The organism is Cupriavidus sp. CER-90, from assembly GCF_057652055.1.
In genome coordinates this window covers 86,660-109,543 of record NZ_JBYGYM010000002.1, presented here as the reverse complement: position 1 = coordinate 109,543, position 22,884 = coordinate 86,660, and the positions used below count along the sequence as shown (strand labels likewise).

The window sequence follows — 22,884 nt, the reverse complement described above, 5'->3', positions numbered from 1 at the left end:
GTAGTCGCCGTGTAGGGAGGTATTTTTGAGTGAGGGGATATGCAGGTTGGGCTGGAAGCTACCGCAACGTTCGACAACAGTGAGGTCTTGAACCCGTCTTTTGAGTTGTCGCAGGGGGTCGATCAAGGCGTGCAGTATCGGGATCTGTATCTGCAGACCTATCAGCGAGGAGCGAATGATCCGAACGTATGGGTGGCCCAACCGAGGGAACAGTGGCACTGTCTCGCACGGGTCTATCCAGACCGGATTCTTACCTATCCAGTCTTTACCAATCCCCACGCCCAGCGATACTTGAGCCCGAAACATGGTCGGCTCACTTCCGTAATCTTTCACCGCAAAGTAGACGAGCCATTGCCTGAAACGGCCGACGCGGCAGTTACGGAAATCGATCTGTCGCTTCCATGGAAATGCTTCTCCGAAAGTACCTATGGCCTTGGCCTCGTTCCGGAGCTTGACGAGGTGTGGCGCAGCCTATCTGGAATTCCAGCGATTACCGCCATCGGCGTCACCAGGTCCGGAACGTCGACGGTTACGGAAAGCATCGCGTGGATCACGGTGAGTGATCTCCATCGTTTCCGGCGCAGCTTCCAGCGTTTCAAGCGGCTAGCCCGCGAGCACGTGCATGTTGCTAGGCGCTGGGATGTCAGAAATAATCTGCTCGCAACGCTCGATCCCGACCGATTCCCTCACATGGCTCCTGCGGCCGCGGCTGCACCGCTTGTCGAGTACGTGCGTACTCGAGGGAGGCGCGCCGATGTCAGTGAACGCGCGCAGAGGCAAGCCGCGGTACGAGCTGTTCGGCAGGAACTTGCAACCATTGCGACGGAAGCGCCGGCAGAGGTCCTGCAGTTGCATGCCGAAATCGAGCGGGTCACCCTTGCAAGGATGATCGACCGGTACGCAACCATGCTGGAGCAGTCCCTGCCAGAACCACGATGGCAACAGTTCTTCGAGAACAACCTTTTTGTTCTGTCGCTCGTGTTTTCGCGGCCCGTTCGGCTGTTGCACACGCAATTTCACGCGCAAGCATCTCGGTTGGACGGTACCGGGGCCCAAATAGGTGACTTCCTTTTCGCGGAGCAGGGGCAAGCCTTGGCGATCGTCGAAATCAAGAAACCATCGTCGTCACTTGTGCAGGCTACCCCGTATCGCAATCGCGAGGTATTCGGTCCACATGCGGAACTAAGCGGCGCAATAACCCAGGTGCTCTACCAGCGAAGTGCTATTCAAAGCAACTGGCTGTTGCATCGGGCAGAAGCCGCCCTGAGAGATTCGCAGCCGGATGCCATCAAATGCATAGTGCTCGCAGGGACGATGCCAAGCGACGAGACGCAAAGGCGCAGCTTCGAACTCTTTCGGAACGCCTGTAAAGACGTTGAGGTCGTGACGTTCGATGAGCTACTCGGCAAACTGCGGCTCTTGCTTCAACATCTAACTCCGTCAAGCGGAACAACCGAAGACACCGTGCCGTTTTAATCCTACCCGCACGAAGAAAAAGGCCTGTGGGCGCGACGCTGTACAGTGTCGTCGCTCGATTAGTTCACCTGCGATACTTTGACCGACGAAGTAGCGTCGAGAGCTTAGCCGATCCATTCAATGTCGGTAGTCTCTGGAGTTCTGTCAGTAGGTTGTCGACATCGTCAGGCCACATCGATGCCGCTGTCGGTAGTGTTTGCCAAAGGAGGTCGACTAATGCCGGGCCGTGGCTCTGAACGACCCGTTCATCGACTTTGTAATATCGCATCGATAGTTCCCGCGGTGCGATTACCACTTTTGGAACGATGAGTTTGACTGCCTCACTGAACCTGTCCGAAACCGCGAAAGCAAGATCCACGAGTCGGGCAGTCATACGAGCATTTTTCACGATCTTCTGCAGCGGCCATACTTTCTCCAGAAAGTAGAGGACTTGGTCGTCATACTTGGCAGGAGACTCCTTCGTCCATCTTGCGAGTGTCCGAACTAGCTCGTCGCGGAACTCTTCATCCGAGAGCACCAAGATCTCGCGTAGCTCTGAGTCAGACATTGCTTCGTCGGCGCAAGCAGCCTTGGTTCTTTGCAGCCAACGATCAAGAAGTGTTGCTGCAACTAGCGCACTGCCACCTTTCAATAAAGTTCTCTCTCGCACGTGACTGATTAGGTCATCCTTGAACAGGGCGAATGCCTTGGGAGAAAGGGTGGTAGTGCGGTTGTCAACGCCAATCGAAATTTGCACGTTCGGGGCGGCCGAAACTTGCAAAGAGCCAAGCCAACGTTCCTGCACTCATTGAGCGGCACAGCATTGACGGATACCCCTGTGGGGCGGTGGTGCTGGCCTAAAGCCGCAGACTTTTGAGCAGCGTGTTGCCGGGTCAAAAGCCTGACAACGGTCAGTGAAGATCCGGCGTCGGGATCCGGCCCAGAAGCGGACTTCGGAAGTTACGACGTCGAAGGGCCGCTTCGCTGGCGAAAGAGCCGTCCTGTTTCCTCTTGTGGCTCCCAGCATCTGTTCCTAATGTCGATCAGCGGCCGCCGCAAAAAATTACCTTGCTTGTATCGGGGCGAGCTGCAGCATATCCATCCTTGGGCAACCTTATCGCCCGACCGTCCCTTTCCCCTTCTGCCCATCGAGGAGACTTCGTTGCCTCGCGAATAGGATAACATACCCCCCTATACTATTTGTGCCCCACACGTCATGAGTCACACCATCCAAGACAAGCAGAAGCTAATCAACCGCGTCCGCCGTATTCGCGGGCAGATAGACGCCATCGAGCGCGCCCTCAAGGAAGAGAAGGGGTGCCTGGACGTCCTGCAGCAAATCACTAGCTGCCGCGGCGCCATGAACGGACTCCTGAGTGTCGTGCTGGAAGAGCACATCCGTTGCCACCTTGTCGATGCCGAGCCTAGCAGGAGCAATGGTGAAGGCGATCCGCGCGAGGTCCTCATTGAAGTTGTTCGCAGCTACTTCAAGTAAGCATTGACGCCGCCAAAGCCGGCAGCCCCTTTTCCATTCACTACCATGCAAACTCAAGATCTATCCGATTGGACCCACTCCCACGTGTTCGATACCGGCAATCAGGCTGCGGAACGGGGTACCCGGCTCGTTATGCTGATTACCGCTGCCATGATGTTCGTGGAAATCGCAGCGGGCCTTTGGTACAACTCCATGGCTCTGCTGGCCGATGGCTGGCATATGAGTTCTCATGCGCTGGCTATCGGGCTTAGTGCGTTCGCGTATGCTGCCGCACGCCGCTACGCGAACGACACGCGCTTTGCCTTCGGCACCTGGAAAATCGAAGTGCTCGCCGGCTTCGCGAGCGCTGTTTTCCTGCTCGGTATTGCCGCGCTCATGGTGTTTGGTTCCATCGAGCGAATGATTACTCCGCAGGCCATTCACTACAAGGAAGCCATGGCCGTCACGGTCATCGGACTAGTAGTCAATCTCGCCTGCGCAATCATTTTGGGCGGCGCACACGATCATGGTCATGGACACGATCACGGCCACCACCACCACGGCGCACACGCGCACGAACGCGACCACAAGCATCACGATTTGAACCTGCGCTCGGCCTACGTGCACGTGCTGGCGGACGCCGCAACCTCGGTGTTAGCAATTCTTGCGCTTGCCGGTGGCTGGCTACTCGGCTGGGGCTGGCTCGACCCGGTGATGGGCATGGTGGGCGCTGTACTCGTCGGCACCTGGGCATTCGGCTTGTTGCGGCAGACTGGCGTCGTCCTTCTGGATCGCGAGATGGATCACCATGTCGTCGAAGAGATCCGGGAAGTCTTGGCCACGTTCAGCGCGGGAGACCATGCCACACAAGTGGCCGACCTTCACGTCTGGCGCGTGGGGAAAGAGAAGTTTTCGTGCGCTATCAGCCTCGTGACTAGCGATGAGACGCTGTCGGCCGAAACAATCAAGCGCGCGCTCAGCATTCACGAAGAAATCGCGCATCTGACGGTCGAGATTCATCACGACGGCGATGGAGAAGAACCCGCACGAAGGACGGCGGGACGATCGGTATAGCATCTGAATCCGGCCGTTCACACACTCGCGGCCTCAGGAGCAAGCAACGTGCGAGTACTTGTTATTGAAGACGACGCAAGCATTGCGGCGAACCTCTATGACTATCTGGAGGCAGCCGGATATGTCGTTGACGTGGCATCAAACGGCCCAGCCGGCCTGCAGCTTGCGCTGTCCCAGCCGTGGGATGCGATCCTGCTCGATCTGGCGTTGCCGGGCATGGATGGCCTGACGCTCTGCCGCAAGCTTCGGGCGGAAGCGCACCGTGACACCCCGGTGTTGATGCTGACAGCCCGGGACACCCTGGACGACAAGCTCTCAGGTTTTGAACATGGCGCCGATGACTATCTGGTGAAGCCGTTTTCGCTAAAAGAAGTCGGCGCGCGGCTGACCGCAATGATCAAGCGCTACAAGGGCCAGGTTGCGCAGACGGTACTCTGCTGCGGGGACGTGCGGATGGATCTTGCAACCCTATCGGTGGAGCGTAACGGCCGTCCCATCAAGCTTCCGCCGAAGTGCCTGCAATTGCTGCGCATCCTGATGCAGGCACCGAACCGGGTATTCAGCCGCGTCGAGCTCGAAACGCAGGTATGGGGCGAGGAACTGGGTGACAGCGATACCCTGCGTGCGCACGTCTACACGCTACGCCGCGCCCTCGCCACCGAGGGCGAAGCGAATCTCGTCGAGACCATGCATGGTCTCGGCTACCGACTGACGGCGGGCGATGCAAAAGCGTCGTAGCCTGCGCTTCAAAGTCGCGCTGGTCTTCTCGGTGCTGACAATCCTGCTGCTCGTTGCCCAGGCCCTGGGCGTCAAGACGCTCGCCGAAGCCCAGGAAGAGCGGCTGATCGATGCACTGATCGAGGACGACATCGCCAACACGCTGGCGTCGTACCAAAGCGACCCAGCACTGCTGCCGCAGTTCGACGCGCGGTTGAACGGCTACGTGTCCAGGGCGGGTCGCGCGCTCGCCGAGTTGCCGACAACGGCCAGGGATCTGCCGGACGGTACTCACGAGATCATCGTCGGCGGCCAGGAAATTCACGTCGCGATCTCCCAGTTCGATCGTGCGAGGCTGTACCGGGTCTATGACTTCAGTGCCTACGAGCGGCGATTCAAGCTCGTGATCAACGTCCTCATGACCGGCACCGGCATCATCGCAGTGCTTACGATCTGGCTCGCGTACGGACTGGCAGGTGTGCTGGTCCGGCAGGTTGCCGGTCTTGCGCAGCAAGTCAGGGCACTTCGGTTTGGCAAGACGGCATCGATCAATCCGGGCAGGTATGACGAAGCGGAGGTCGCCGAACTGGCCGATGCATTTAACGCCTACCACCAGCGGATGGCCGACATGGTAGAGCGCGAGAAGGCGTTCACCGGCAACGTCAGCCATGAACTGCGCACGCCGCTCACCGTGATCAAGACCAGTTGCGAACTGCTCGAACATGATGCGTCGATCGGCGCCAGGTCCCGTGCACGGATTCGCCAGATGGAACAGGCAACCGACCATATGCGCGAGGTGGTCGATGCGCTGCTGATGCTGGCAAGAGAGACGCCAGCCGAGCCCCAGGAGCCGGTCGACCTTCAACAAGTGATAAATACTGCGCTCGCCCCATTCGTGAACCAGCTCGCGGCCAAGCATGTCAACGCGGTACTCGACGTCGATCCTGGCCAGCTTGTTACGGCCAACCGCGCTGCGCTTGCCATCGTGCTGTCGAACGTCATCAACAACGCAGCCCGCCATACGGCGCACGGACACATCCGCTTTTCATACGGCGACGGCAGCCTGCGTATCGAGGACACCGGTACGGGCATCGCTCGCCAGGCGTTGCCGCACGTTTTCACCCGGCTTTACCAGGCAGGCCCAGAGGAAACCCGGCTGCACGGTTTCGGTATCGGGCTGGCCATCGTGAAGAAGATCTGCGACCAGTACGGCTGGCCTATCGAACTCCAAAGCGAGCTTGGTCAAGGTACTTGCGTGATGGTCGGGCTGGCGCCAGCCAGTGCGTCGACGCCTTCTTGACGAAATCTTCACAACCGCCCGCGTAGCATCCGAGGCGAAACTACGGCAGATCGCGTGCACGACACGTTACCCGCCGTGGGCCTCACGCCCGAGCTACGCATGTCCATTCATCCCCCGCCACATCACCCGAACCCAGTCGCTGTCCGTTGCCGAGGCTTGACAAAAGCCTATGGAACGGGGGATGCGCGCACGCATGCCCTGCGCGGCATCGATCTCGACATCCACCACGGCGAACTGCTCATGCTGGTGGGTCCATCAGGCAGCGGCAAGACCACGCTTGTCTCGGTGATTGCCGGCATGCTGGATCAGGATGCCGGGGAATGCCTCGTACTCGATCGCGACCTTCAGCAATGCCCCACCGACGAACGCGCGCGCTTTCGCGGCCGATCGATCGGCTTTGTCTTCCAGTCGTTCAACCTGCTGCCGTCGCTCTCGCTCGCTGAAAACGTCGCCGTGCCGCTGCTGATCCAGGGCATGGCACGCAAGGCTGCGATCGCCAGGGCACAAGACGCCCTGAATGCAGTCGGCCTTGCCAACCGAACCCATGCACTTCCCACCCAGATCAGCGGCGGCCAGCAGCAACGCGTCGCCATTGCCCGGGCGCTCGTCCACGAGCCGGCGTTGATCGTGTGCGACGAACCCACCAGCAACCTTGACCATACGACCGGGCATCAAGTCATGGCACTACTCAAGCAACAAGCCAAGGGGCCCGGCCGGGCACTCGTCGTCGTCACGCACGACAACCGCATCTTCGAATTTGCCGACCGCATTGCGCATCTGGATGACGGGCAGATCGTCGATATCGTTGGCTTGACGCCACCGGGAGCATCGCAATGATCCGCAAATTCCTGCTGCCGATGCTTGCGGCGGCTGGCGTGATCGCCGCCATTGTCGCGGTGGTCCTCGAGAATCGCCCATCGCCCCAGACAGGCCCGGTAGTCCCGCTACCGAGGCCGACGTTCGCGTCGTACGTGGCCGGTGGCGGCGTCATCGAGGCCGGCAGCGGAAATATCGCCATCGGCACCCCGGTGCCCGGCATCGTGACCACCATCTTCGTCAAGTGGGGCGACCACGTGAAAGCCGGTGACCGGCTCTTCGCGCTCGATGATCGCGACCTGCAGGCGCAAATGCCCCCTGCACTCGCTCGCGAGAAGGAATCGGAAGCCAGGGCCGAGCAGGCCAGGGTTCAGCTCAGGCTGGCCGAGAGCGTGCCTGATCAACGCGCCATCAGCACCGAAGACCTGAGCAATCGCCGTTCCGCCGTGGCAGTTAGCACCGCCGCCTTGGCGACGGCCAAGGCGCAGATTGAGCAGATCCGGCTCGAAACCGAGCGCCGTACCGTCCGTGCGCTGGCGCCTGGCAAGGTCCTGCAAGTCAACCTGCGTCCCGGCGAGTTTGCCCAAAGCGGTGCGCTGGCGACACCGTTGATGGTGATCGGCGACGACACGCGGCTCTATGTGCGCGTCGATATCGACCAGTTCGACGCATGGCGCCTGCGCCCCAACGCGGCCGCGGAAGTTTTCGTTCGCGGCAGTACGGGCCAACATACGGCGTTGCATTTCGAGCGTATCGAGCCTTACGTCGTACCGAAGACCGCACTGAGAGGTGGCAGCACCGAGCGCACTGACGCGCGCGTGCTTCAGGTGCTCTACAGCTTTGAGCCGGCCTCTCTGCCTGGCACCTATGTGGGCCAGCAAGTCGACGTATTCATCGAGGCGCCCCCGCTTGCGGCACCGGCAGCCGGTCGATCCGGAGTGCAAGCACCATGACAGTCCGGCAATACCGCATCGTCCCAATAATGCTCTGCCTGGCGGTGGCGGGCTGCGCAGCAACGGCCGACCACAACCCACCGGCGCCACACGTGCCGGCGCGCTGGAGCGAGGCACCCGACAGCACCACGCCAGCCTCAAGTGCCGATACCCCATGGTGGGCAACGTTCAGCGATCCCGAACTCGATCGCCTGATCGAGCGGGCCCGGCATGCCAGCCTCGATCTGCAGTTTGTGCAGGCGCGCGTACGCGAGGCGCGCGGCAAGCGGGCCATCGCGGGGGCTGCGCTGTCGCCATCGCTCGGTGCCAGGGCGTACGTCGCACGTGAGCAGGAAAGCCAGAACGCGCCGAACCCGCTGCGCGTACTGCCGAACGGCGAAATCGAGGCGCCGGGGCAACCCGAGAACTTGTTCCAGGCCGGCTTCGACGCGAGATGGGAACTCGATCTGTTCGGCGGCGCCCGGCGGTCCGCCGAAGCGGCACAGGCTGACGTGGACGCCGCCACGTACGATCGTGACGCTGTCCTGCTGACACTACTGGCCGAAGTGTCGAGAAACTACATCGAACTTCGCGGCGTTCAGCAGCAAAGCCGGATCGCGCGCGAGAACCTGGCAGCGCAGCAGGATACGCTGGCGCTGGTTCGTGCACGTCACGCCGGCGGCATGGCAACGGACCTGGACGTGGAGCGCGCCGAGGCGCATTTAGAAAACACCGCCGCGCAATTGCCCGCATTCGATAGCGCCTACAAGCGAGCGCTGTATCGACTTGGCGTGCTGATCGGCGAGCCACCGGGCACGTTGGCGGAAGAGTTGCGGACAGCAGGTCCGCTTCCGACCACGTCCGCGCTACCGCCGGTCGGACTCCCGTCGGACCTGTTACGCCAGCGTCCCGACATCCGCAGTGCGGAACGAGCCGTCGCCGCAGCCTATGCACGGCACGAGGCCGCTGTGGCGGACTTGTATCCCAAGATTTCACTGCTCGGCACGGTGGGATTGGCAAGCGTGGCGGCCGGCAACTTCTTTACCGGTGCGAGCGCGCTGTGGTCGGTCGGGCCATCGATTACCTGGCCGATCTTCCGGGGCGGGCAGATCGTGGCCACGATCGAGGTGCGCGAGGCGCAGCAGCAACAGGCGCTGATCGCATATCGGCGCGCCATCCTAAATGGCATCGAGGATACGGAGAACGCGATGGCCGCATACCGGCACGAACAATTGCGACGCGCCTCGCTCGCCAGAGCTGTTGCCGCAGAACAGCGAGCAACGGCATACGCGCGCGACCGCTATGTCGGTGGCCTGACCGATTTTCGCGACGTGCTCGGCGCGCAGCGCAGCCTGTTCCAGGCGCAAAGCGACTTGGCGCAAAGCGACACCGCGACGTCGCTTGGCCTGGTGGCCTTGTACAAGGCGCTCGGCGGAGGCTGGAATGCGAACTCGCAAGAGATGCCGCAACCCAGGCAAGTGCCTAGGCAAGGAAGCAAGACGCCATGATCTACATCGCCCTCAGGATGCTGCTGGGAGATCGCGCCAAGTATGCCGGGCTGATCTCGGGAATCACCTTCACGTCGTTCCTCGTGACCTTCGCCGCATCGTATTTCACAGGCTTCATGACGCAGGGATTCGCGCTGATCAGCGAGAACGGCATGGCCGACGTCTGGGTCATGGAGCCCACGGTGGAATCCGTGGAACTGACGACCAACATGTCATGGGCCGCGCTCGATCGCGTACGCAGCGTCCCGGGAGTGCGTTCAGCCGTGCCGCTGGTGCTGGGAACGGTCCAGGCGCGCTTTCCGAATGGCCGCTTCCAGCCGTTCCAGATTATTGGCGTCGACGAAGCGTCGCTCCCGGGAATTCCTCCCGTACGCGATGGCGTGTCCCCGATGGCGCTGCGTCTGCCGGACGCCGTGATTGCCGACGCTGGTGGTACGAGTGACAAGCTTTCCACTCCGATACGCAAGGCGGACCAATGGCCGCCCGTTGGGCCGCACCTCCAAGTCCCCGCTCGGGAGCTGGCCGCCGGGGATGAATTGCTGGTCAACGATAGCCGGGTTGCGGTTGTTGGGCGCTCCGATGGCCTGTCGAGGTATCCGCCCCGACCGCTGCTATACATGACGCTGAACAGCGCCATACGCATCCTGCCACCAGAGCGACGCCAGTTGACGTTCGTCCTAGTTTCCGCCACCCCCGGTGTCTCAGCTAGGGCGCTGGCAACGCGCATCGAATCCAGCACGGGGCTGCGTGCGCGAACCTCTGCGGATTTCAAGGCCGATACCGTGCACTGGATTCTGGCGAACTCGGAAGATGTCGGCGATATCGTGGCCATGCTAACCATGGCCATGTCCGTCGGCTTTGGCGTGACCGGGATCATGCTTTACATGTTCACCCAGGAGAACCGGCGTCATTACGCCGTGCTCAGTGCGATGGGCGCAACGCCGCGCATGTTGCTGCGCATGGTCTTCGCCCAGGCGGGCTTGTGCGCCTTGATCGGTACGGGCCTGGGCGTTGGCCTGTGCAGCATTCTCGGGCATTTTGCGGTGATGGCTGGCTTCCCGTTTCGCATCATGTGGTTCACGCCGCTGCTAGGGGGATTGATAGTCCTGGTGGTAAGTGTTGTTGCTGCGGTGCTGAGCGCCCGCCCTGTGCTGAAGCTGCAGCCGGTGGTGGTGTTTGGCGGGCGCTAGCTGCTTCGGCACAGATGCGTGAGGAACGCTGGCCAATGGATGATCGGGACGTCCGAGGTTGTTTGCAGCATATCGGTCAATCAGCTCGGTAGCGAGCGACTCCGAAGAGTCGGAAGTCGCCTCTGGCGCCGCCGGCCCCCAAGCCCCGGGGGGGGCCAAGGCCGAGTCCGGCCAGAAATAGCCATGGGCGAGCGTTTTGTGAATGACTGCTGGCGCCGAGGACGTCGGCATGCGAAATGTTGCCCCGCGTCGGCAGTAACGGTTGCTGACGTTGTCATCTGCCTTCGGAAGGACGAGATGCAAGTATGCAATTAGAAAGTGAACAACGCCAATGGAAGCCCGGATCGGAGGTTTCCCAGGATTGGATCCGGCACAGAAGTTCAAAAGCGTCGGTTTGCTCGATACGCTCCGTTACCATTGCTGCACGGACCGCATATGCAGAAACAAAGCTTACGGATTGTCACGAGTTAGGAGTCAACTGAGCATGAGGCTGCCCCGTTTTTTCGGCTAAGCGCGGCACATCGCAGCGCCTAGACCTCTCAGAAGGATTGTCGATCATGAAGAAGCTTTTTGCTGCCGTTGCCGCTTTCGCCATCACTGGTGCCGCGTTTGCTCAAGGGGCTGCCTCGGCTCCCGCCACAGTCTCTCACTCGGCGCCGGCTGCGAAGGCGCCCGCCACTACCGCGACCCACAAGCACGCCACCAAGCACACCAAGGCAACCAAGGTGAGCGCCAAAGAGGCTGCGGCGCCGGCCAAGGCAGAGAAGGCTACGGTCAAGGCAGAAAACGCCGCGCCGGCAAAGGCCGCCAAGAAGCTGTAATCGCGAGCCGGTAGACCTGCGGGTTGACGCCAAAGGTGCGCCCGCAACGAGTCAGCCGACATCGTCGGCTGACTCTTTTGGAGGACAGGCGGCACTCCGACATTGGCGTCAGGAGGAAATTATCATGCGTAGCGTCTTGGCTGCTTTCGCCGTGGCAGGTACCGCGGTAACTGTTTCAGGCAGTGCACAGGCCCGCGTCGACGTGGGTATCGGCATTGGCGTCCCAGGCTATGCCGTCGTGGCACCTCCGCCGCCACCCGTCTACTACGAGCCCGCACCGGTCTATGCCGTTCCACCAGCACCGGTTGTCGTTGCGCCCGGCTATTACGATGACTGGCAGGCGCGTCGCGCCTGGCGAGAACAGCAGTGGCGCGAGCGTAGATGGCGGGAGCGGGAATGGTGGGAACGGCATCGCGAAGGGCGCCGCTGGCATGACGACTACGATGACTGACGGGCTCTGGGACTTGGCAATGTCGCCGGTGAGTCGCGTTTGCACCGTCATCGCTAGCGCGCGTTGCAGTGGCCCTGAACAGATGCCAACAGAATGGCAATCCCAGCGAAAGGCCTGCGCTCCGGCGCATCCATTCGGCCAAGCCGCGCAGCAAGTCACCATTAATAGTAGAGACCGTAACCGCACGCCTAAATTGGAGCGGAACGTGAAGCTAAATCGTCCGGACAGCCGAAGGTAAATATCCCTGAGACGGTTATTGACTATAAAAGCTGCCCACAGATGTCTTCTCAGGTGGCTAGACGCAGGACTCCAATTGTGTGGCGCGTCGGGCTGCCTAACGACTAGGCAGATCACCACCTCCAGAGGAGGCAATGAATTCCTGCCGAACGATCTGGCCCTTGCCCGTCGTTCGCCCAGTTTCAATTAACCGGTATTAAAGCTGGCGTGCGTTGGTCCATGGCGTATGAGCCCTTGTCAAAATGAGGGCGAATAGGGTGAATATTTCTACAACAATGGCGCGACTCGCAATCAAAAGTCGCTATATTTCATCTACTCCATTCGCTTATCCCTCGCCTCCAAGTCACCTGCGCTGCCTCTGACAGATCGGCGGTCGAGTCGATAGTGAGTGACAACGTCAGCGGCGGACAAGAGCTCCCGGTACAACTGCACTGTTTCTCGCCCAAGGGATCCCAGCGAGAAGTTCGCCTCCACCCAAAGACGTCCGCGACGACCCATATGCGCCGCGCTAGACGGGTCCGCCGCCAGTTGGCACATTGCCTCGGCCAGAGCGCGCACATCCCGTGGCGGGACCATGAAGCCGTGGTCGCCATCAATGAAGGTCTCACAGATGCCGTCCAGGGCCGTGGCTATCACCGGCTTTCCGCAACTCAACGCCTCCAGGACGACAAGGCCGAGCGCTTCGCTGCCTACAGGAGGATGCACCAGGACATCGATCGCCTGCATCAGCGATGCGACATCGTGCTCGAAGGGGCGGAAGTGGATGCATCCCGATAAGCCTAGGGAACTCGCCTCCGTGGCCAACTGCGGTATAAGTTCACCGTCGCCGACACATATGAAGTGCGACTGCGGATAACGCGCGAGTACCTGCGCGGCGGCTTTGACGAAGTAGGATTGTCCTTTTCCGTCAGGACGTTGTGCTCCTCCGATCAGCGCATATATCCATGCGTCACGTGGCAACCCCAGAGCTTTCCGGGCCAGATCGCGCTGCATAGCGTCCGGGCGAAAGCGCTCGGTATCGATCCCGCAGTAAATACGCTGGACTTTGAGAGTCCGGCCAGGATCCACATGGCGAAGAGAAGCATGTACCGCATCGGACACCGCTATCGCGTTCGAGAATGCGGCAAGGTATCGCCGGGTTCTTTCCTTGAGCGGGGTCATCAGATGGCGCGTGACGACAACTACCGCCTTCCGGCCTGATAGCAGCCATGCCAGGATCGCCACCCAATAGTCGCGCCCATGGTGGGCGTGGATGACATGGATCCGTTGCTTTCGCATGAGCCGTGCCAGGAGCACAGGCCAGACGATTCGCGTCGCTCCGACCGCCAATACGCTTATCCCCTGTATTGCTTTTGCGGCCGCAATCCAACGCGCCGTACAGGGCGCCGCCAGAGTGACTTCGCAACCTTGACGCTGCAAGGCTTGGCAAAGGGAAAGTGTATGCGAATCTATTCCGCCGCCCGCTAGAAGGGAATTGACCACAAGCACGCGCAGTCTGCAGGCCGCTGATTCCGTACAGGGGTCATAGCGCATCATAGTCAACCGACTTCATGCTTCGGCGATCTTCGTAGGCAGTGACAACTTTTTGTATGAATTGTCCTGGATGGGTGGAACGCGAGACCGGCACTCGCGGAAGATTGAATAGATTGCTGCCTGCGACGGCACGCCCACGATTGGTTGTGACGGCGCTGTCGAAGCCGGCCCCACGCACTAGATCCAAAATCGTCATGTCAAGCTGACCGTAGGGGTAGCAGAAATGGCGCACCGGGACGCCGAGCGCGTGCTCTAGCTCGTACTTGGAGCCTGCAATCTGATCGCGAGCGGCAATGCCATCTACCAAAGTCAAGTCCACATGGGTGCGCGTGTGAGCACCGATCTCCATGCCTGCCTGGCCCCACTCGCGTAGTTCATCGAGCGTCATCAGCGGCGTCGCGGGCACGCCAACTGATGCGTCCCAGCAGTTAGTTTTGCCGACCAAGCTGCTGACGGCATAGCAGGTCGCGGTAAAGCCGCAACGTTGCAGCACCGGCACGGCATGCTTGAGATTATTTCGATAACCGTCGTCGAGCGTGATTCCGACCACCTTGCCGATCTTCTCGCCGCGCAGGTAAGGCAATAAGTCCCTTAAGGCCAGCCCTTGAAAGCCCATGAATTTGAGTATTCGCATTTGCCACGAAAAGTCACGAGGCGCTACGACGAGGCCGCGCATCGGGGTTCCACGCGGCGGTGGGGCGTCGATCTGGTGATACATCAGGATGGGAATACGCGACATCATGTCGTATCTCACTATCTATGCATAATTTGCAGTCGCAGAATGGCCGACAGGCAGGCACCGACTGCCGGCCAAGCGGTGGCCCCCAAGCTGAGGACTATCTTGGATGCGGGCAATCTCCTTACTCATCAAGTGGTGTAAGCCCCTAGTCTTCGGTTTCCCAAGTCTAGCGCCGGCCGTCCTTTCCATTAACCGGGGTTATCCCGTGCGATTTAGGTCGCTATCTCATATGAACGTTGAAAGGGACGAAATGGCTGCTTCAGTGTTTCGCTTCCCTGTACCGGTGACGATCAATTGCGTTGGTGTAGCCTCCGCCACACCCATCGCGTACATAGGTATAACAAGAAGCAAGCCCATCCATGCCAGGGCGCCAAACAGGAACGTCAGCATGTCTACAACGACCCAGCCAATTTTTTCGATCGAACCCATGCCTCACTGCCCTTCGGAATGCCAGCGCCCATCGTACATAGGAGTTTGCCGGTGCATCGTGTTTGGGACACGCACACGCGCCGCCCCTTGCGGTGGCGTCGCGCCCCGCCATCTGACTTACTGGATCAATGCGACACAGGCAGCGTGCCCCCTAGCGCTCGCGTGGAAAGTCATCGTAGTAGGTCACCAGGGCAAACAGGCCAGAGAACGCATGCTGGCAGGCTTCGCAGGTGTATTCCTGGTGGATCGTGGTGGGGGCCACTGCGCAGGCCCCGTACGTAATGCGGGTCGACTCACAGCGCGGGCACAGTAGGGTGCGGGTGGCCATCACGCGTGCCTTCCATTCGTCCTCGTCCAACATGGCAAGCCTAATGATCTAGCGAGACGTGTCGCCTGGCGGAAGGAGCGCCACGGCATCATTTCCCTGTTGTTGCGGTGACATCATCCTCGTCGGCCATGACGAGCACCACGGTCTGATTTTCCGCGCCCCAGGACGGCACGGCTCCGGCACCGCGGATGGGACCGGTCACATCGCCCATCAACGCGTGCGCCGGCAGCCTACCACCTCCCTCATCGGCCAATCTCTGCAAGACCTGGATAAGCTCTTCAACAGTCAGGCCTGGCCGCCCCGGCAAATCCTTGCGCATGTTCGAACCCTCGCCGCGAAACAATCGTCATATTGTTTTTGCTGCTGCCTGCCGTCTACACGTAGCACGACCGGCAGGTGGCTCGCTCAACTGCCAGACGCGCGTGGATTGCGTATCGAAAGAATGAGCGTCAAGGCATGGGGCCGTCAGCGAAAGCGTGGGCCATCGGAGCTCCGCCTTCTCCACGCGCACCGCCTCGCGGCCACGGCCGACGCGATCCTATTGAAGCCGTGCTGCCCCCACCACAGGCGCGTGGTGGTCCTGCGGCCGGGTCAGCGCGGCAAAATCCTTGACCGCACAGGGATCGACCTCGACCCGATATCGACCATCTTGCAGGCGCTGCCACCCAGACAGCCACCCCAGGCGCGTTAAGCTCCCGAGGGCCGCCTCTAAGTGGATCCGATCGGCTTCGCCGGTTGCGGCATCCAACACAACGGCGTGGTCTGATGTCATGAGGGATCCTTTGGGCCCCTCGGTAGGGGTTACCGACTTCATGGTAGCGACCGAAGATTTACGGACCCTTAAGCGCATGCCGAGGCTTCTGCAGGGAACCGTCGGAAACGTGCAACGAAATGGTCTGACACCAACGGAATCGGCATGCTAACCGCCGCCCCCGCGTGCGCGGGCTGCCTGGGATGCAATCCCCCGCGCGTGGGGGACGCGGCGCATCTGCGCCCGGTCAAAATGCCTGCGGGATCGGCCCTTCCCCTTGGCCGGTCGTGACCTGCCGCGCTCCCCGCGGCGGGCATTTTTTTGCGCGCCGCTCAGCGCGGGCGCCGGGACTCACATAGCCGACATAGGCTGCCGCACCGCGCAAGGTCTCCAGACGCAGTTCAAGGGCATGCAGGGTGGCCGTCACGCCCGCCACGTCCGGAATACCGCCGTCCCGGAAAACCTCATCAAGGAGCTGTGACTGTGGTGCATTAGCGAGCGCCCCGCGGCCTGACTATGATGAAATGCACCCCCGACCGTTCCCGTATAGCCGACCGCCATGCACATCATCCTGCTGCGCCGCGGCCAACGCGCGCTGATCCTGCCGCACGACATGGACTTGATCGCCCGCCCGCTGCTGGTCCGCCATTGGCTGGGCGCCCCATACACGCTGAGCGCGACCGAACTGACGACCGACATGCCGCTGCCGAGCATCTCGCCGCCCGTGGTGCTCGCCGAAATCCTCCAGAAGGGTTTCTGTGCCCTGGACGTGCACGGCGTGGTGCATGCCTTCGAGGTACCACCGCCGGCAGATTTTATGGAGGAGATCGCCCGGGATGCAGACGTCAGTGCTACGAATTGGCTACGCGGTGCGAGCGCGCCAGCCTGAAACCCCCATGGGTAAGCCAGGTGCCCCTTACTCCGCACCAGTCCATCACTGGCCCGATTGCGGCCAGCGTCGGATTTCGGGTGGACATCGGCCTTCCGGAACATTGCAATGAAAGGCTGAGCGGGGTCGGGAACGGAAGTCCTTGCCCGATCCCACGGGCTGGTAGTTGACCTGTTGGCCCGTCTTTGAGTAATACGTGGCCGCCCATTTGGACATCCACGGATAGACGAACGTGGAACCGGCGCCGGTCACATCGCCGGCGAGGGCCGGCCCTTCCATACACCACACATCAGGATCGTCGACATGAACGCGCGCACCACGCACTGGAACGCCCTGGGCACACGCGACGGGTCCATGATCGTTGTTCCTTGTTTTCAGCGTACACAGGCGCGCCGCTCAAGGACTCAGGCTAGCAGATGGTGGGCGAAGCGAGCAGCGCAGAGGAAGTCACGTTTGCGGCGGCTGAACAATCGACTGAATGTAGTAAGGGCCGCGGCGGAAGCCTTGAGCCCCTCTGGGAGCGATAGCTGAGTTCTATGGCATGGCAATTCCTATAAGGAAAATTCTCTACGGCGCGAAATAGGTCGGGCGCAACAAGTTATCCGAAGGGACCGATGACCCTGGCATCAAACTTCGGAATCAGCAGGTTGCCGCACCGGCATTCGCAGTCTGGCTGCGGGCGCTACACATGAGCGCCGGCCATCGAGCGCAACCAGTCTTCGAAGGCCCCGATCGTCGCCGCCCTGTCGTGTTGGTGCGCGTGCACCACGTGGAATACATATCCGGGCAGCGCCTGTGCATGCGCCTTGCGAAGCGCGCCGCAGCCCAGCAGGTCTGCCACCACGATGTCGCTGCATAGCGCGATCCCCTGCCCGGCAACTACCGCATCGATGGCATGCAATTCCTCGCGAAACACCAGTTCACCGGGCACTGAAGCCCATGCCTCGGAAGCTGGCACGCCCATAGCGGCAAACCACCGCGGCCACGACGGCGCCAACGGATCGCCACTGGTCCACGCGTAATGGATCAACGGAAATCTGAGCAGGTCGCGGGGCACCAGGCATGCCGGCGCGGCGCCAAGCAGCGCGGCACTGCCCACCGGATAGAAGGCATCGCGGGCGATCTCCATGGCCATCAGGACGCCGCGTGGCACGTCACGCGCGTAGCGGATGGCAACATCGGCCTCTCCAGCAGCGAGGTCGAGCACACGATCGGTGCCGATGATCTCAAGCAGACATTCTGGATGCGCCGCCTGCCATTGCGGCAGCCGTGGCACAAGCCACCGGCTGGCGAACGCATTTGGACAAGTTATGCGCAGCGGCTGCGCGTATGCTCCTGATCCTCTGGCCTCCATCGTGCCGATCATTGCCATGGCGTCCGCGAATTGCTCGAAGCCGCTGTGCAGCGCCGGATACAGTTGTGCGCCGGCTGACGTCAGGCGCAGCGGACGTGGCCGCCGCTGCAACAACCCACGGCCGCAGGCCTGCTCCAGCGCCTGCACCTGATGGCTAATGGCAGTGGCGGTCACGTTAAGCTCCGCTGCCGCGGCTTTGAAACTGCCGTGGCGCGCAACAGCCTCGAATGCCTGTAAGGCCCGGAGGGGCGGCAACTTTCTCATGTAACCAGTGTAGGTGAGCTTTTCTCATCCACAGGATGAGTTCTTTGCCTTTGCGCGAAGCCATGCGGCCGCCAACTATAGCCAGTAGTGGCACGCGCATCGCGTGGTATCCCCGGGAGCTAGCATGACCGATGAAGCATTTCGCGAACTGGACAGCCCCGGCGGCGTTGGCGACCGGTCTCACTGGCCAGCACGGCTGCGCCGGACCTGTCGTGGCCCGGTCGTAGGACCGACGGACGCAGATTACGACGCCGCGCGCCGCGTCTGGAACGGCGCCATCGACCGACACCCCGCCGTGATCCTCTACTGCGCCGATGCCTTCGACGTAGCCGCCGCAGTGCGTTTTGCACGTGGGGCGGCGGCGAGCCTTGCAGTCCGCAGCGGCGGCCACAATGTCGCCGGCCTATCGACATGCGACGGCGGCCTGGTGATCGACCTGTCGCGCATGAAGAAGATCGAGGTGGACCCGGCCCGCCGTGAAGTCCGTGCGGAAGCCGGTCTCACTCTCGGTGAATTTGATCGCGCCACGCTGCGCCACGGCCTGGCTACGACCATGGGGGTGAACGGCGACACGGGCATCGCAGGGCTTACGCTGGGGGGAGGGTTCGGCAAGCTCGCCCGCAAGTTTGGCCTGAGCTGCGACAACTTGATCGCAGCCGAAATTGTCACTGCAGATGGCCAGCACATCACCGCTAGCGAACACGCGCACCAGGACCTGTTCTGGGGGATTCGTGGCGGCGGCGGCAACTTCGGCATCGTGACGGCGTTCCACTACCGGTTGCATCGCGTGCCAGCCAGCATGCCGGTGTGTAAGGTGCGCTATCCGCGTACACAGGCCGCCGAGGCCATGCGGCATTACGACCGGTTCGCGCGCGGGGCCCCTGACGAAGTGTGCGCGGATGCGGCTTGGATCACCGACGCAGACGGTGAGCAGTACTTCAGCATCTCGGCCTGCCATGTCGGCGATCCCGCCGTCGGGCGTGCAGCGCTCCAGCCATTGCTCGACTTCGGCCACCCGGCGGACGCCAGCCTGTCGCTGGTACCCTACCTGGAGATGCAATCGGCAAGCGATAGCATCTTTCCAAGACACCGTCGCTACTACTGGAAGGCGCAGTTCCTTCACAGCATCGACGCGTCCGCCATTTCCGCCGTCGAGTCGGCATACGCCCGCGCCCCATCGGCATCGTCACTGCTGGTGTTCCAGCATGTCGGCGGCGCCATCGCCCGAGTGCCACGCGGCGCGACACCATACGTGAACCGCGAGGCAAACTTCGACTGCTTCCCTGTCGCCATCTGGGACGATGCGGACGACGACGCCGAACAGACCGCGTGGGTCCGCGCAGCGTGGCAGGCGGTGCGCCCATTCTCCAGCGGCGGCGTCTACGCAAACAACCTCGGCGAGGAAGGCACGGAAAGAATCCGGGAAGCCTATGGTCAGAACTATCCGCGGCTGCTGGCCCTGAAGCGCCGGTACGATCCGGAAAACCTGTTCCGGCGGAACCAGAATATCGATCCGGCGGCGGGCTAGCACTGCATGAGTCCCCCTCTCGATGCAGGCGCTTTGCAGTCCCCCGAGTTGCCCGGACGAGGTAGACGCCGCGGGACCACGGCCTCTCCGCCACACGCCGCCGCCATATGGTGCCATGCATTTCTTTTCCGCTCACGCCCGGTGCCGCTCCCTTGGCGAATCTCACGTCGTTGGCAGCGGTTTAATTTCCACTAATCGTCGGGCGGAGAACAGCGTCCCCCAATTTGGCCTGCGCGTTGTATTTTCGATGGAACCGTCGGAAGCGGTGGCCGTCGCATAACGACCCATGTGAGACACCCAGGCGCGACACCACGGATGTCTCCTTTGGGGTTGATTTCGGACCCAGCGCCCATCATGTCAAGCCGATCAAACGTCGGTTGAAGCCGGCCCGGTCGAGAGTGAGCATCGTCTCTTTGCTCCGCCGTTAGGATTGTCCACATCGTAATAGCTGATCGATGACGCCTCGACCTGCGGCGTTCCATCGTGGTATCTGATGAAGATGCGAAAGATGGCAGCCAGCTTTCCATAGCACTGGAACGCCTTAGTTAGTTCGCGAAAGAACTTCACATCAGTCTCTGGAAGCGCGGCAAGCGCTACCTCGATACGCTCGATGTGTAGGTTGGGCTGGCGGGCGAAGCCGAACGAAGCAGAGTTTGCCGGAGCAAGTACGTGGTAGCACAGAGCGACAATCTCTCCCGGTGTGCCGGCGGGTGCCAGTAGCGCAAACCAGTTCTTCATTTTCGAACCGGGAAGTCCATCTTCGGCCACCGTCGGAATGTCCGGGCTCATGGGCACTTGGCCGCAACGACACCAAGTGCTTGAGCTTGCCACTCGTCGCCAGTGGCATGGAAGACGGCACGCTATCGCCCACGCAAAACACTAGAGTCTGATACATGGCTCAACGATTCCAAAAAGCTGTTGCGTTGACCGGTTGAATCCGCATCCGGTGTCTGCAATAGACCACCCTTAGCAGGGTGCTGGCAGGCGCTAGGCTACTACCGAACCATCAGCGTCGTTCGACGCATCCGCGAAGTCGAGGCGGCGCAAGCACATCGTCCTGACTATTAGTGTGCTTGGCCGGTTCCGTCAACGCACCTTCGTGCATTTCATTCTTGGTACACACGAAAGCGAAAATCTTGGTTCTTCAAATCGCGCCGCCAACCGTACAGAATGCGGACACCAAGACGGTCTCCTATTCACTCGGCCAGCGCCAAGCGTGAGACGGTCTCTAAGCCCTACGCCTTTGGAGAGCTGTCGTCATGGATCGTCTCGTCTCGATGCAGGCTTTCACGCGGGTGGTGGATGTGGGCACCTTTGCGGGCGCCGCGGAATCGCTGAATCTTCCCAAGGCCACGCTTACCAGGCTGATCCAGAAGCTGGAGACGCATCTTGCGGTCAAGCTGCTGCACCGGACGACGCGTCGCATCAGCGTGACTACCGATGGCGCCGCCTACTACGAACGCTGCGTGCGCATCTTGGCCGATATCGACGAAGCGGAATATCTGCTAACGCGCCATAACAACTCGCCGCGCGGCACGCTGACCGTAGACACCACGAGCGGGATCGCGAAAATGGTCCTGGTGCCGCAACTGCATGACTTCTGCAATGCTTATCCGGAGCTCCGGCTCGAACTGACCAGCAACGGCAAGCCAATTGACTTGCTAAAAGAAGGCGTGGACGTGGTGCTGCGCGTGGGCGCGCTGGAAGAAGCCATGGTGGCACGCCGCATAGGCTGGCTGCGGCTGGCCCTCTATGCGTCGCCGATCTATCTGCGCCGCTTTGGCACGCCAGAGGATCTTAACGAACTGGCGCAGCACAAGGCGGTGAATTTTCTGTCGAACCGCACCGGACGCGCGACGCCGTGGTCGCTCGCTTGCGGCGGCGAACGCGGCGAAGTGCTGCTGCCCTCCGTGATTGCCACGAACGATACCGATGTCCATCTTGGCTGCGCGTTGGACGGCCACGGCATTGCACGCATGTCACGGGCGACAGCCGCGCCTTATGTCGGCAGTGGCCGGCTGGTGGAAATCATGTCCGAGTGGCAGACCGACCCAATACCGATCTCCGCGATGTATCCGCAGAACCGGCACCTGTCGGCAAAGGTGCGGGTGTTCGTGAACTGGGCTGCCGACATATTTTCCCGGCATCCGCATTTCAGTGCCGAGGCACCAAAGCTCGCGGCCTGATCCAGACACATACCAAGGATTTACCGCCCTCGCATGTCACGTACGACGCACCCGTGAGGCGCGGTGGCCCTGTGCTGCCTGTGCGCCTTGAAGGTCATATCTATCTGATCCTTTTGAGCACTGTTTTGAGCAAAAATAGCCTCGAAATCGCTACCCGACACACCTAAAGTGGAGGCTCACAACCAACTGATGAAACGTTCGCGCCGGAAGTTCGCGCCGCCTTGCCCAATGGCCTTCGGCGCAAGACTTCGACCTCGGAGATCAACATGACCACCGCAATCAACATGACCAACGCCGTTATTGAATGCATCCTAAGCCGCAGCGCGGCCAAGTACTACGACCCGGCCGCCACCCTGAGCGACGACCAGATTCGCGAGCTGGTGCGCATCGGCACATCCGCGCCGACGTCGTTCCACATGCAGAACTGGCGCTTTATCGCCGTACGCACTGCGGCTGCCAAGGCCAAGCTTAGCCCGATTGCCTGGAGCCAGCCTGCGATCGCCGACGCCGCCGTGACCTTCATCATCATCGGCCAACTGGCCGATGCCAGCGTGATTCCGGAACGTCTGGCGCCACTGGTGGCGGCTGGCGTTATGCCGGCAGCGATGGTGCCCGAGTGGGAAAACCCCGCACGCGATCTGTACCAAGACTATCCGCAACGCCAGCGGGATGAAGCCGTGCGCACCGGCACGTTCGGCGCGGCGGCAATGATCTACGCGGCCCGGTCGCTGGGCCTGGGGTCGACCCCGATGATCGGCTTCGATGCCGAGGCGGTGCATAGAGAGTTTGGATTGGCAGCCAACGAGGTGCCGGTCATGCTGCTCTCCGTGGGCGTCGAGCGTCCCGGAAACTGGGCGCAGAAGCCGCGCCTGCCCGTGGCCGACGTGCTGGATCTCGTTTAACCGTCA

The 22,884-nt window shown here is 61.3% G+C and carries 23 protein-coding genes; 15 read left to right on the top strand and 8 right to left on the bottom strand.

What is annotated here, in order from left to right; translation table 11 throughout:
* Positions 1 to 39: 39 nt before the first annotated feature.
* The gene (locus AC24R4_RS10940) at positions 40 to 1,476 is read left to right on the top strand and encodes a Shedu immune nuclease family protein (protein WP_400395545.1); all 1,437 of its coding nucleotides are present in this window, start codon (positions 40 to 42) and stop codon (positions 1,474 to 1,476) included.
* 64 nt (positions 1,477 to 1,540) lie between these two features.
* Here the strand turns inward: AC24R4_RS10940 and AC24R4_RS10935 are convergent, their stop codons facing one another.
* Positions 1,541 to 2,212: a zinc-binding metallopeptidase family protein gene (locus AC24R4_RS10935; protein ID WP_400395548.1), complete on the bottom strand. Its 672-nt coding sequence runs from the start codon at positions 2,210 to 2,212 to the stop codon at positions 1,541 to 1,543.
* A 459-nt stretch (positions 2,213 to 2,671) separates the two neighbouring features.
* Here AC24R4_RS10935 and AC24R4_RS10930 point away from each other — a divergent pair, with 459 nt between their 5' ends.
* The 10 genes from AC24R4_RS10930 (at position 2,672) to AC24R4_RS10885 (ending at position 11,738) form a co-directional block, all read left to right on the top strand.
* Positions 2,672 to 2,950: a metal/formaldehyde-sensitive transcriptional repressor gene (locus tag AC24R4_RS10930; protein WP_487523089.1), complete on the top strand. Its 279-nt coding sequence runs from the start codon at positions 2,672 to 2,674 to the stop codon at positions 2,948 to 2,950.
* A gap of 45 nt (positions 2,951 to 2,995) precedes the next feature.
* Entirely contained in the window at positions 2,996 to 4,003 is a 1,008-nt protein-coding gene (gene dmeF, locus AC24R4_RS10925; protein ID WP_487523088.1) for a CDF family Co(II)/Ni(II) efflux transporter DmeF, read from the top strand.
* Between the two features lie 48 nt (positions 4,004 to 4,051).
* The gene (locus AC24R4_RS10920; RefSeq protein ID WP_487523087.1) at positions 4,052 to 4,741 is read left to right on the top strand and encodes a response regulator transcription factor; all 690 of its coding nucleotides are present in this window, start codon (positions 4,052 to 4,054) and stop codon (positions 4,739 to 4,741) included.
* Positions 4,725 to 6,020 (top strand): sensor histidine kinase, encoded by a 1,296-nt coding sequence (locus tag AC24R4_RS10915; protein WP_487523086.1) that lies wholly within the window; start codon positions 4,725 to 4,727, stop codon positions 6,018 to 6,020. Before AC24R4_RS10920 ends, AC24R4_RS10915 begins: the two co-directional genes overlap by 17 nt.
* Positions 6,021 to 6,176: 156 nt before the next feature.
* Positions 6,177 to 6,857, top strand: a complete 681-nt coding sequence (locus tag AC24R4_RS10910) for an ABC transporter ATP-binding protein (RefSeq protein ID WP_487523085.1) — start codon at positions 6,177 to 6,179, stop codon at positions 6,855 to 6,857.
* Positions 6,854 to 7,789 (top strand): efflux RND transporter periplasmic adaptor subunit, encoded by a 936-nt coding sequence (locus AC24R4_RS10905; RefSeq protein WP_487523084.1) that lies wholly within the window; start codon positions 6,854 to 6,856, stop codon positions 7,787 to 7,789. The genes AC24R4_RS10910 and AC24R4_RS10905 overlap by 4 nt, the downstream gene beginning before the upstream one ends.
* Positions 7,786 to 9,276, top strand: coding sequence for an efflux transporter outer membrane subunit (locus tag AC24R4_RS10900; protein WP_487523083.1), 1,491 nt, complete (start codon positions 7,786 to 7,788; stop codon positions 9,274 to 9,276). The genes AC24R4_RS10905 and AC24R4_RS10900 overlap by 4 nt, the downstream gene beginning before the upstream one ends.
* Complete coding sequence (locus AC24R4_RS10895; protein ID WP_487523082.1) at positions 9,273 to 10,466, top strand: ABC transporter permease; 1,194 nt, start codon at positions 9,273 to 9,275, stop codon at positions 10,464 to 10,466. The genes AC24R4_RS10900 and AC24R4_RS10895 overlap by 4 nt, the downstream gene beginning before the upstream one ends.
* A gap of 557 nt (positions 10,467 to 11,023) precedes the next feature.
* A complete protein-coding gene (locus AC24R4_RS10890) occupies positions 11,024 to 11,287 on the top strand; it encodes a hypothetical protein (protein ID WP_487523081.1) in 264 nt (87 codons plus the stop codon).
* Between the two features lie 124 nt (positions 11,288 to 11,411).
* A complete protein-coding gene (locus AC24R4_RS10885) occupies positions 11,412 to 11,738 on the top strand; it encodes a hypothetical protein (protein WP_487523080.1) in 327 nt (108 codons plus the stop codon).
* 549 nt (positions 11,739 to 12,287) lie between these two features.
* Here AC24R4_RS10885 and AC24R4_RS10880 read toward each other — a convergent pair.
* The 5 genes from AC24R4_RS10880 to AC24R4_RS10860 form a co-directional block, all read right to left on the bottom strand.
* Positions 12,288 to 13,508, bottom strand: a complete 1,221-nt coding sequence (locus AC24R4_RS10880; protein WP_487523951.1) for a glycosyltransferase family 4 protein — start codon at positions 13,506 to 13,508, stop codon at positions 12,288 to 12,290.
* Positions 13,498 to 14,250, bottom strand: coding sequence for a polysaccharide deacetylase family protein (locus AC24R4_RS10875; RefSeq protein WP_487523079.1), 753 nt, complete (start codon positions 14,248 to 14,250; stop codon positions 13,498 to 13,500). The genes AC24R4_RS10880 and AC24R4_RS10875 overlap by 11 nt, the downstream gene beginning before the upstream one ends.
* A 222-nt stretch (positions 14,251 to 14,472) precedes the next feature.
* Entirely contained in the window at positions 14,473 to 14,676 is a 204-nt protein-coding gene (locus AC24R4_RS10870) for a hypothetical protein (RefSeq protein WP_487523078.1), read from the bottom strand.
* A gap of 151 nt (positions 14,677 to 14,827) precedes the next feature.
* Complete coding sequence (locus AC24R4_RS10865) at positions 14,828 to 15,037, bottom strand: hypothetical protein (RefSeq protein ID WP_487523077.1); 210 nt, start codon at positions 15,035 to 15,037, stop codon at positions 14,828 to 14,830.
* A gap of 55 nt (positions 15,038 to 15,092) precedes the next feature.
* On the bottom strand, positions 15,093 to 15,323 hold the full coding sequence (locus AC24R4_RS10860) for a hypothetical protein (RefSeq protein ID WP_487523076.1): 231 nt from the start codon (positions 15,321 to 15,323) through the stop codon (positions 15,093 to 15,095).
* A 991-nt stretch (positions 15,324 to 16,314) separates the two neighbouring features.
* Between AC24R4_RS10860 and AC24R4_RS10855 the strand changes: the two genes are divergently transcribed.
* Entirely contained in the window at positions 16,315 to 16,644 is a 330-nt protein-coding gene (locus tag AC24R4_RS10855; RefSeq protein WP_487523075.1) for a hypothetical protein, read from the top strand.
* A gap of 682 nt (positions 16,645 to 17,326) precedes the next feature.
* Here the strand turns inward: AC24R4_RS10855 and AC24R4_RS10850 are convergent.
* Positions 17,327 to 18,262 carry a LysR substrate-binding domain-containing protein gene (locus tag AC24R4_RS10850; protein ID WP_487523074.1) on the bottom strand — a complete coding sequence of 312 codons (936 nt, stop codon included), beginning with the start codon at positions 18,260 to 18,262 and terminating at the stop codon, positions 17,327 to 17,329.
* A gap of 124 nt (positions 18,263 to 18,386) precedes the next feature.
* Between AC24R4_RS10850 and AC24R4_RS10845 the strand changes: the two genes are divergently transcribed.
* Positions 18,387 to 19,790 (top strand): FAD-binding oxidoreductase, encoded by a 1,404-nt coding sequence (locus AC24R4_RS10845; RefSeq protein ID WP_487523073.1) that lies wholly within the window; start codon positions 18,387 to 18,389, stop codon positions 19,788 to 19,790.
* A 366-nt stretch (positions 19,791 to 20,156) separates the two neighbouring features.
* On the opposite strand, the gene AC24R4_RS10840 is transcribed toward AC24R4_RS10845, so the two are convergent.
* Positions 20,157 to 20,579: a tripartite tricarboxylate transporter substrate-binding protein gene (locus tag AC24R4_RS10840; RefSeq protein ID WP_487523072.1), complete on the bottom strand. Its 423-nt coding sequence runs from the start codon at positions 20,577 to 20,579 to the stop codon at positions 20,157 to 20,159.
* A 470-nt stretch (positions 20,580 to 21,049) separates the two neighbouring features.
* Here AC24R4_RS10840 and AC24R4_RS10835 point away from each other — a divergent pair, with 470 nt between their 5' ends.
* The gene (locus AC24R4_RS10835) at positions 21,050 to 21,976 is read left to right on the top strand and encodes a LysR family transcriptional regulator (RefSeq protein ID WP_487523071.1); all 927 of its coding nucleotides are present in this window, start codon (positions 21,050 to 21,052) and stop codon (positions 21,974 to 21,976) included.
* A gap of 266 nt (positions 21,977 to 22,242) precedes the next feature.
* Positions 22,243 to 22,878, top strand: a complete 636-nt coding sequence (locus AC24R4_RS10830; RefSeq protein ID WP_487523070.1) for a nitroreductase family protein — start codon at positions 22,243 to 22,245, stop codon at positions 22,876 to 22,878.
* Positions 22,879 to 22,884: the final 6 nt, after the last annotated feature.

Coding starts and splice junctions, on each gene's coding strand:
- AC24R4_RS10860 (WP_487523076.1), bottom strand. CDS start 15,323: ATGCGCAAGGATTTGCCGGGGCGGCCAGGCCTGACTGTTGAAGAGCTT.
- AC24R4_RS10875 (WP_487523079.1), bottom strand. CDS start 14,250: ATGATGTCGCGTATTCCCATCCTGATGTATCACCAGATCGACGCCCCA.
- AC24R4_RS10855 (WP_487523075.1), top strand. CDS start 16,315: ATGCACATCATCCTGCTGCGCCGCGGCCAACGCGCGCTGATCCTGCCG.
- AC24R4_RS10880 (WP_487523951.1), bottom strand. CDS start 13,508: ATGCGCTATGACCCCTGTACGGAATCAGCGGCCTGCAGACTGCGCGTG.
- AC24R4_RS10835 (WP_487523071.1), top strand. CDS start 21,050: ATGGATCGTCTCGTCTCGATGCAGGCTTTCACGCGGGTGGTGGATGTG.
- AC24R4_RS10930 (WP_487523089.1), top strand. CDS start 2,672: ATGAGTCACACCATCCAAGACAAGCAGAAGCTAATCAACCGCGTCCGC.
- AC24R4_RS10890 (WP_487523081.1), top strand. CDS start 11,024: ATGAAGAAGCTTTTTGCTGCCGTTGCCGCTTTCGCCATCACTGGTGCC.
- AC24R4_RS10895 (WP_487523082.1), top strand. CDS start 9,273: ATGATCTACATCGCCCTCAGGATGCTGCTGGGAGATCGCGCCAAGTAT.
- AC24R4_RS10840 (WP_487523072.1), bottom strand. CDS start 20,579: ATGAGCCCGGACATTCCGACGGTGGCCGAAGATGGACTTCCCGGTTCG.
- AC24R4_RS10885 (WP_487523080.1), top strand. CDS start 11,412: ATGCGTAGCGTCTTGGCTGCTTTCGCCGTGGCAGGTACCGCGGTAACT.
- dmeF (WP_487523088.1), top strand. CDS start 2,996: ATGCAAACTCAAGATCTATCCGATTGGACCCACTCCCACGTGTTCGAT.
- AC24R4_RS10940 (WP_400395545.1), top strand. CDS start 40: ATGCAGGTTGGGCTGGAAGCTACCGCAACGTTCGACAACAGTGAGGTC.
- AC24R4_RS10850 (WP_487523074.1), bottom strand. CDS start 18,262: ATGAGAAAGTTGCCGCCCCTCCGGGCCTTACAGGCATTCGAGGCTGTT.
- AC24R4_RS10865 (WP_487523077.1), bottom strand. CDS start 15,037: ATGTTGGACGAGGACGAATGGAAGGCACGCGTGATGGCCACCCGCACC.
- AC24R4_RS10915 (WP_487523086.1), top strand. CDS start 4,725: ATGCAAAAGCGTCGTAGCCTGCGCTTCAAAGTCGCGCTGGTCTTCTCG.
- AC24R4_RS10905 (WP_487523084.1), top strand. CDS start 6,854: ATGATCCGCAAATTCCTGCTGCCGATGCTTGCGGCGGCTGGCGTGATC.
- AC24R4_RS10900 (WP_487523083.1), top strand. CDS start 7,786: ATGACAGTCCGGCAATACCGCATCGTCCCAATAATGCTCTGCCTGGCG.
- AC24R4_RS10845 (WP_487523073.1), top strand. CDS start 18,387: ATGACCGATGAAGCATTTCGCGAACTGGACAGCCCCGGCGGCGTTGGC.
- AC24R4_RS10830 (WP_487523070.1), top strand. CDS start 22,243: ATGACCACCGCAATCAACATGACCAACGCCGTTATTGAATGCATCCTA.
- AC24R4_RS10870 (WP_487523078.1), bottom strand. CDS start 14,676: ATGGGTTCGATCGAAAAAATTGGCTGGGTCGTTGTAGACATGCTGACG.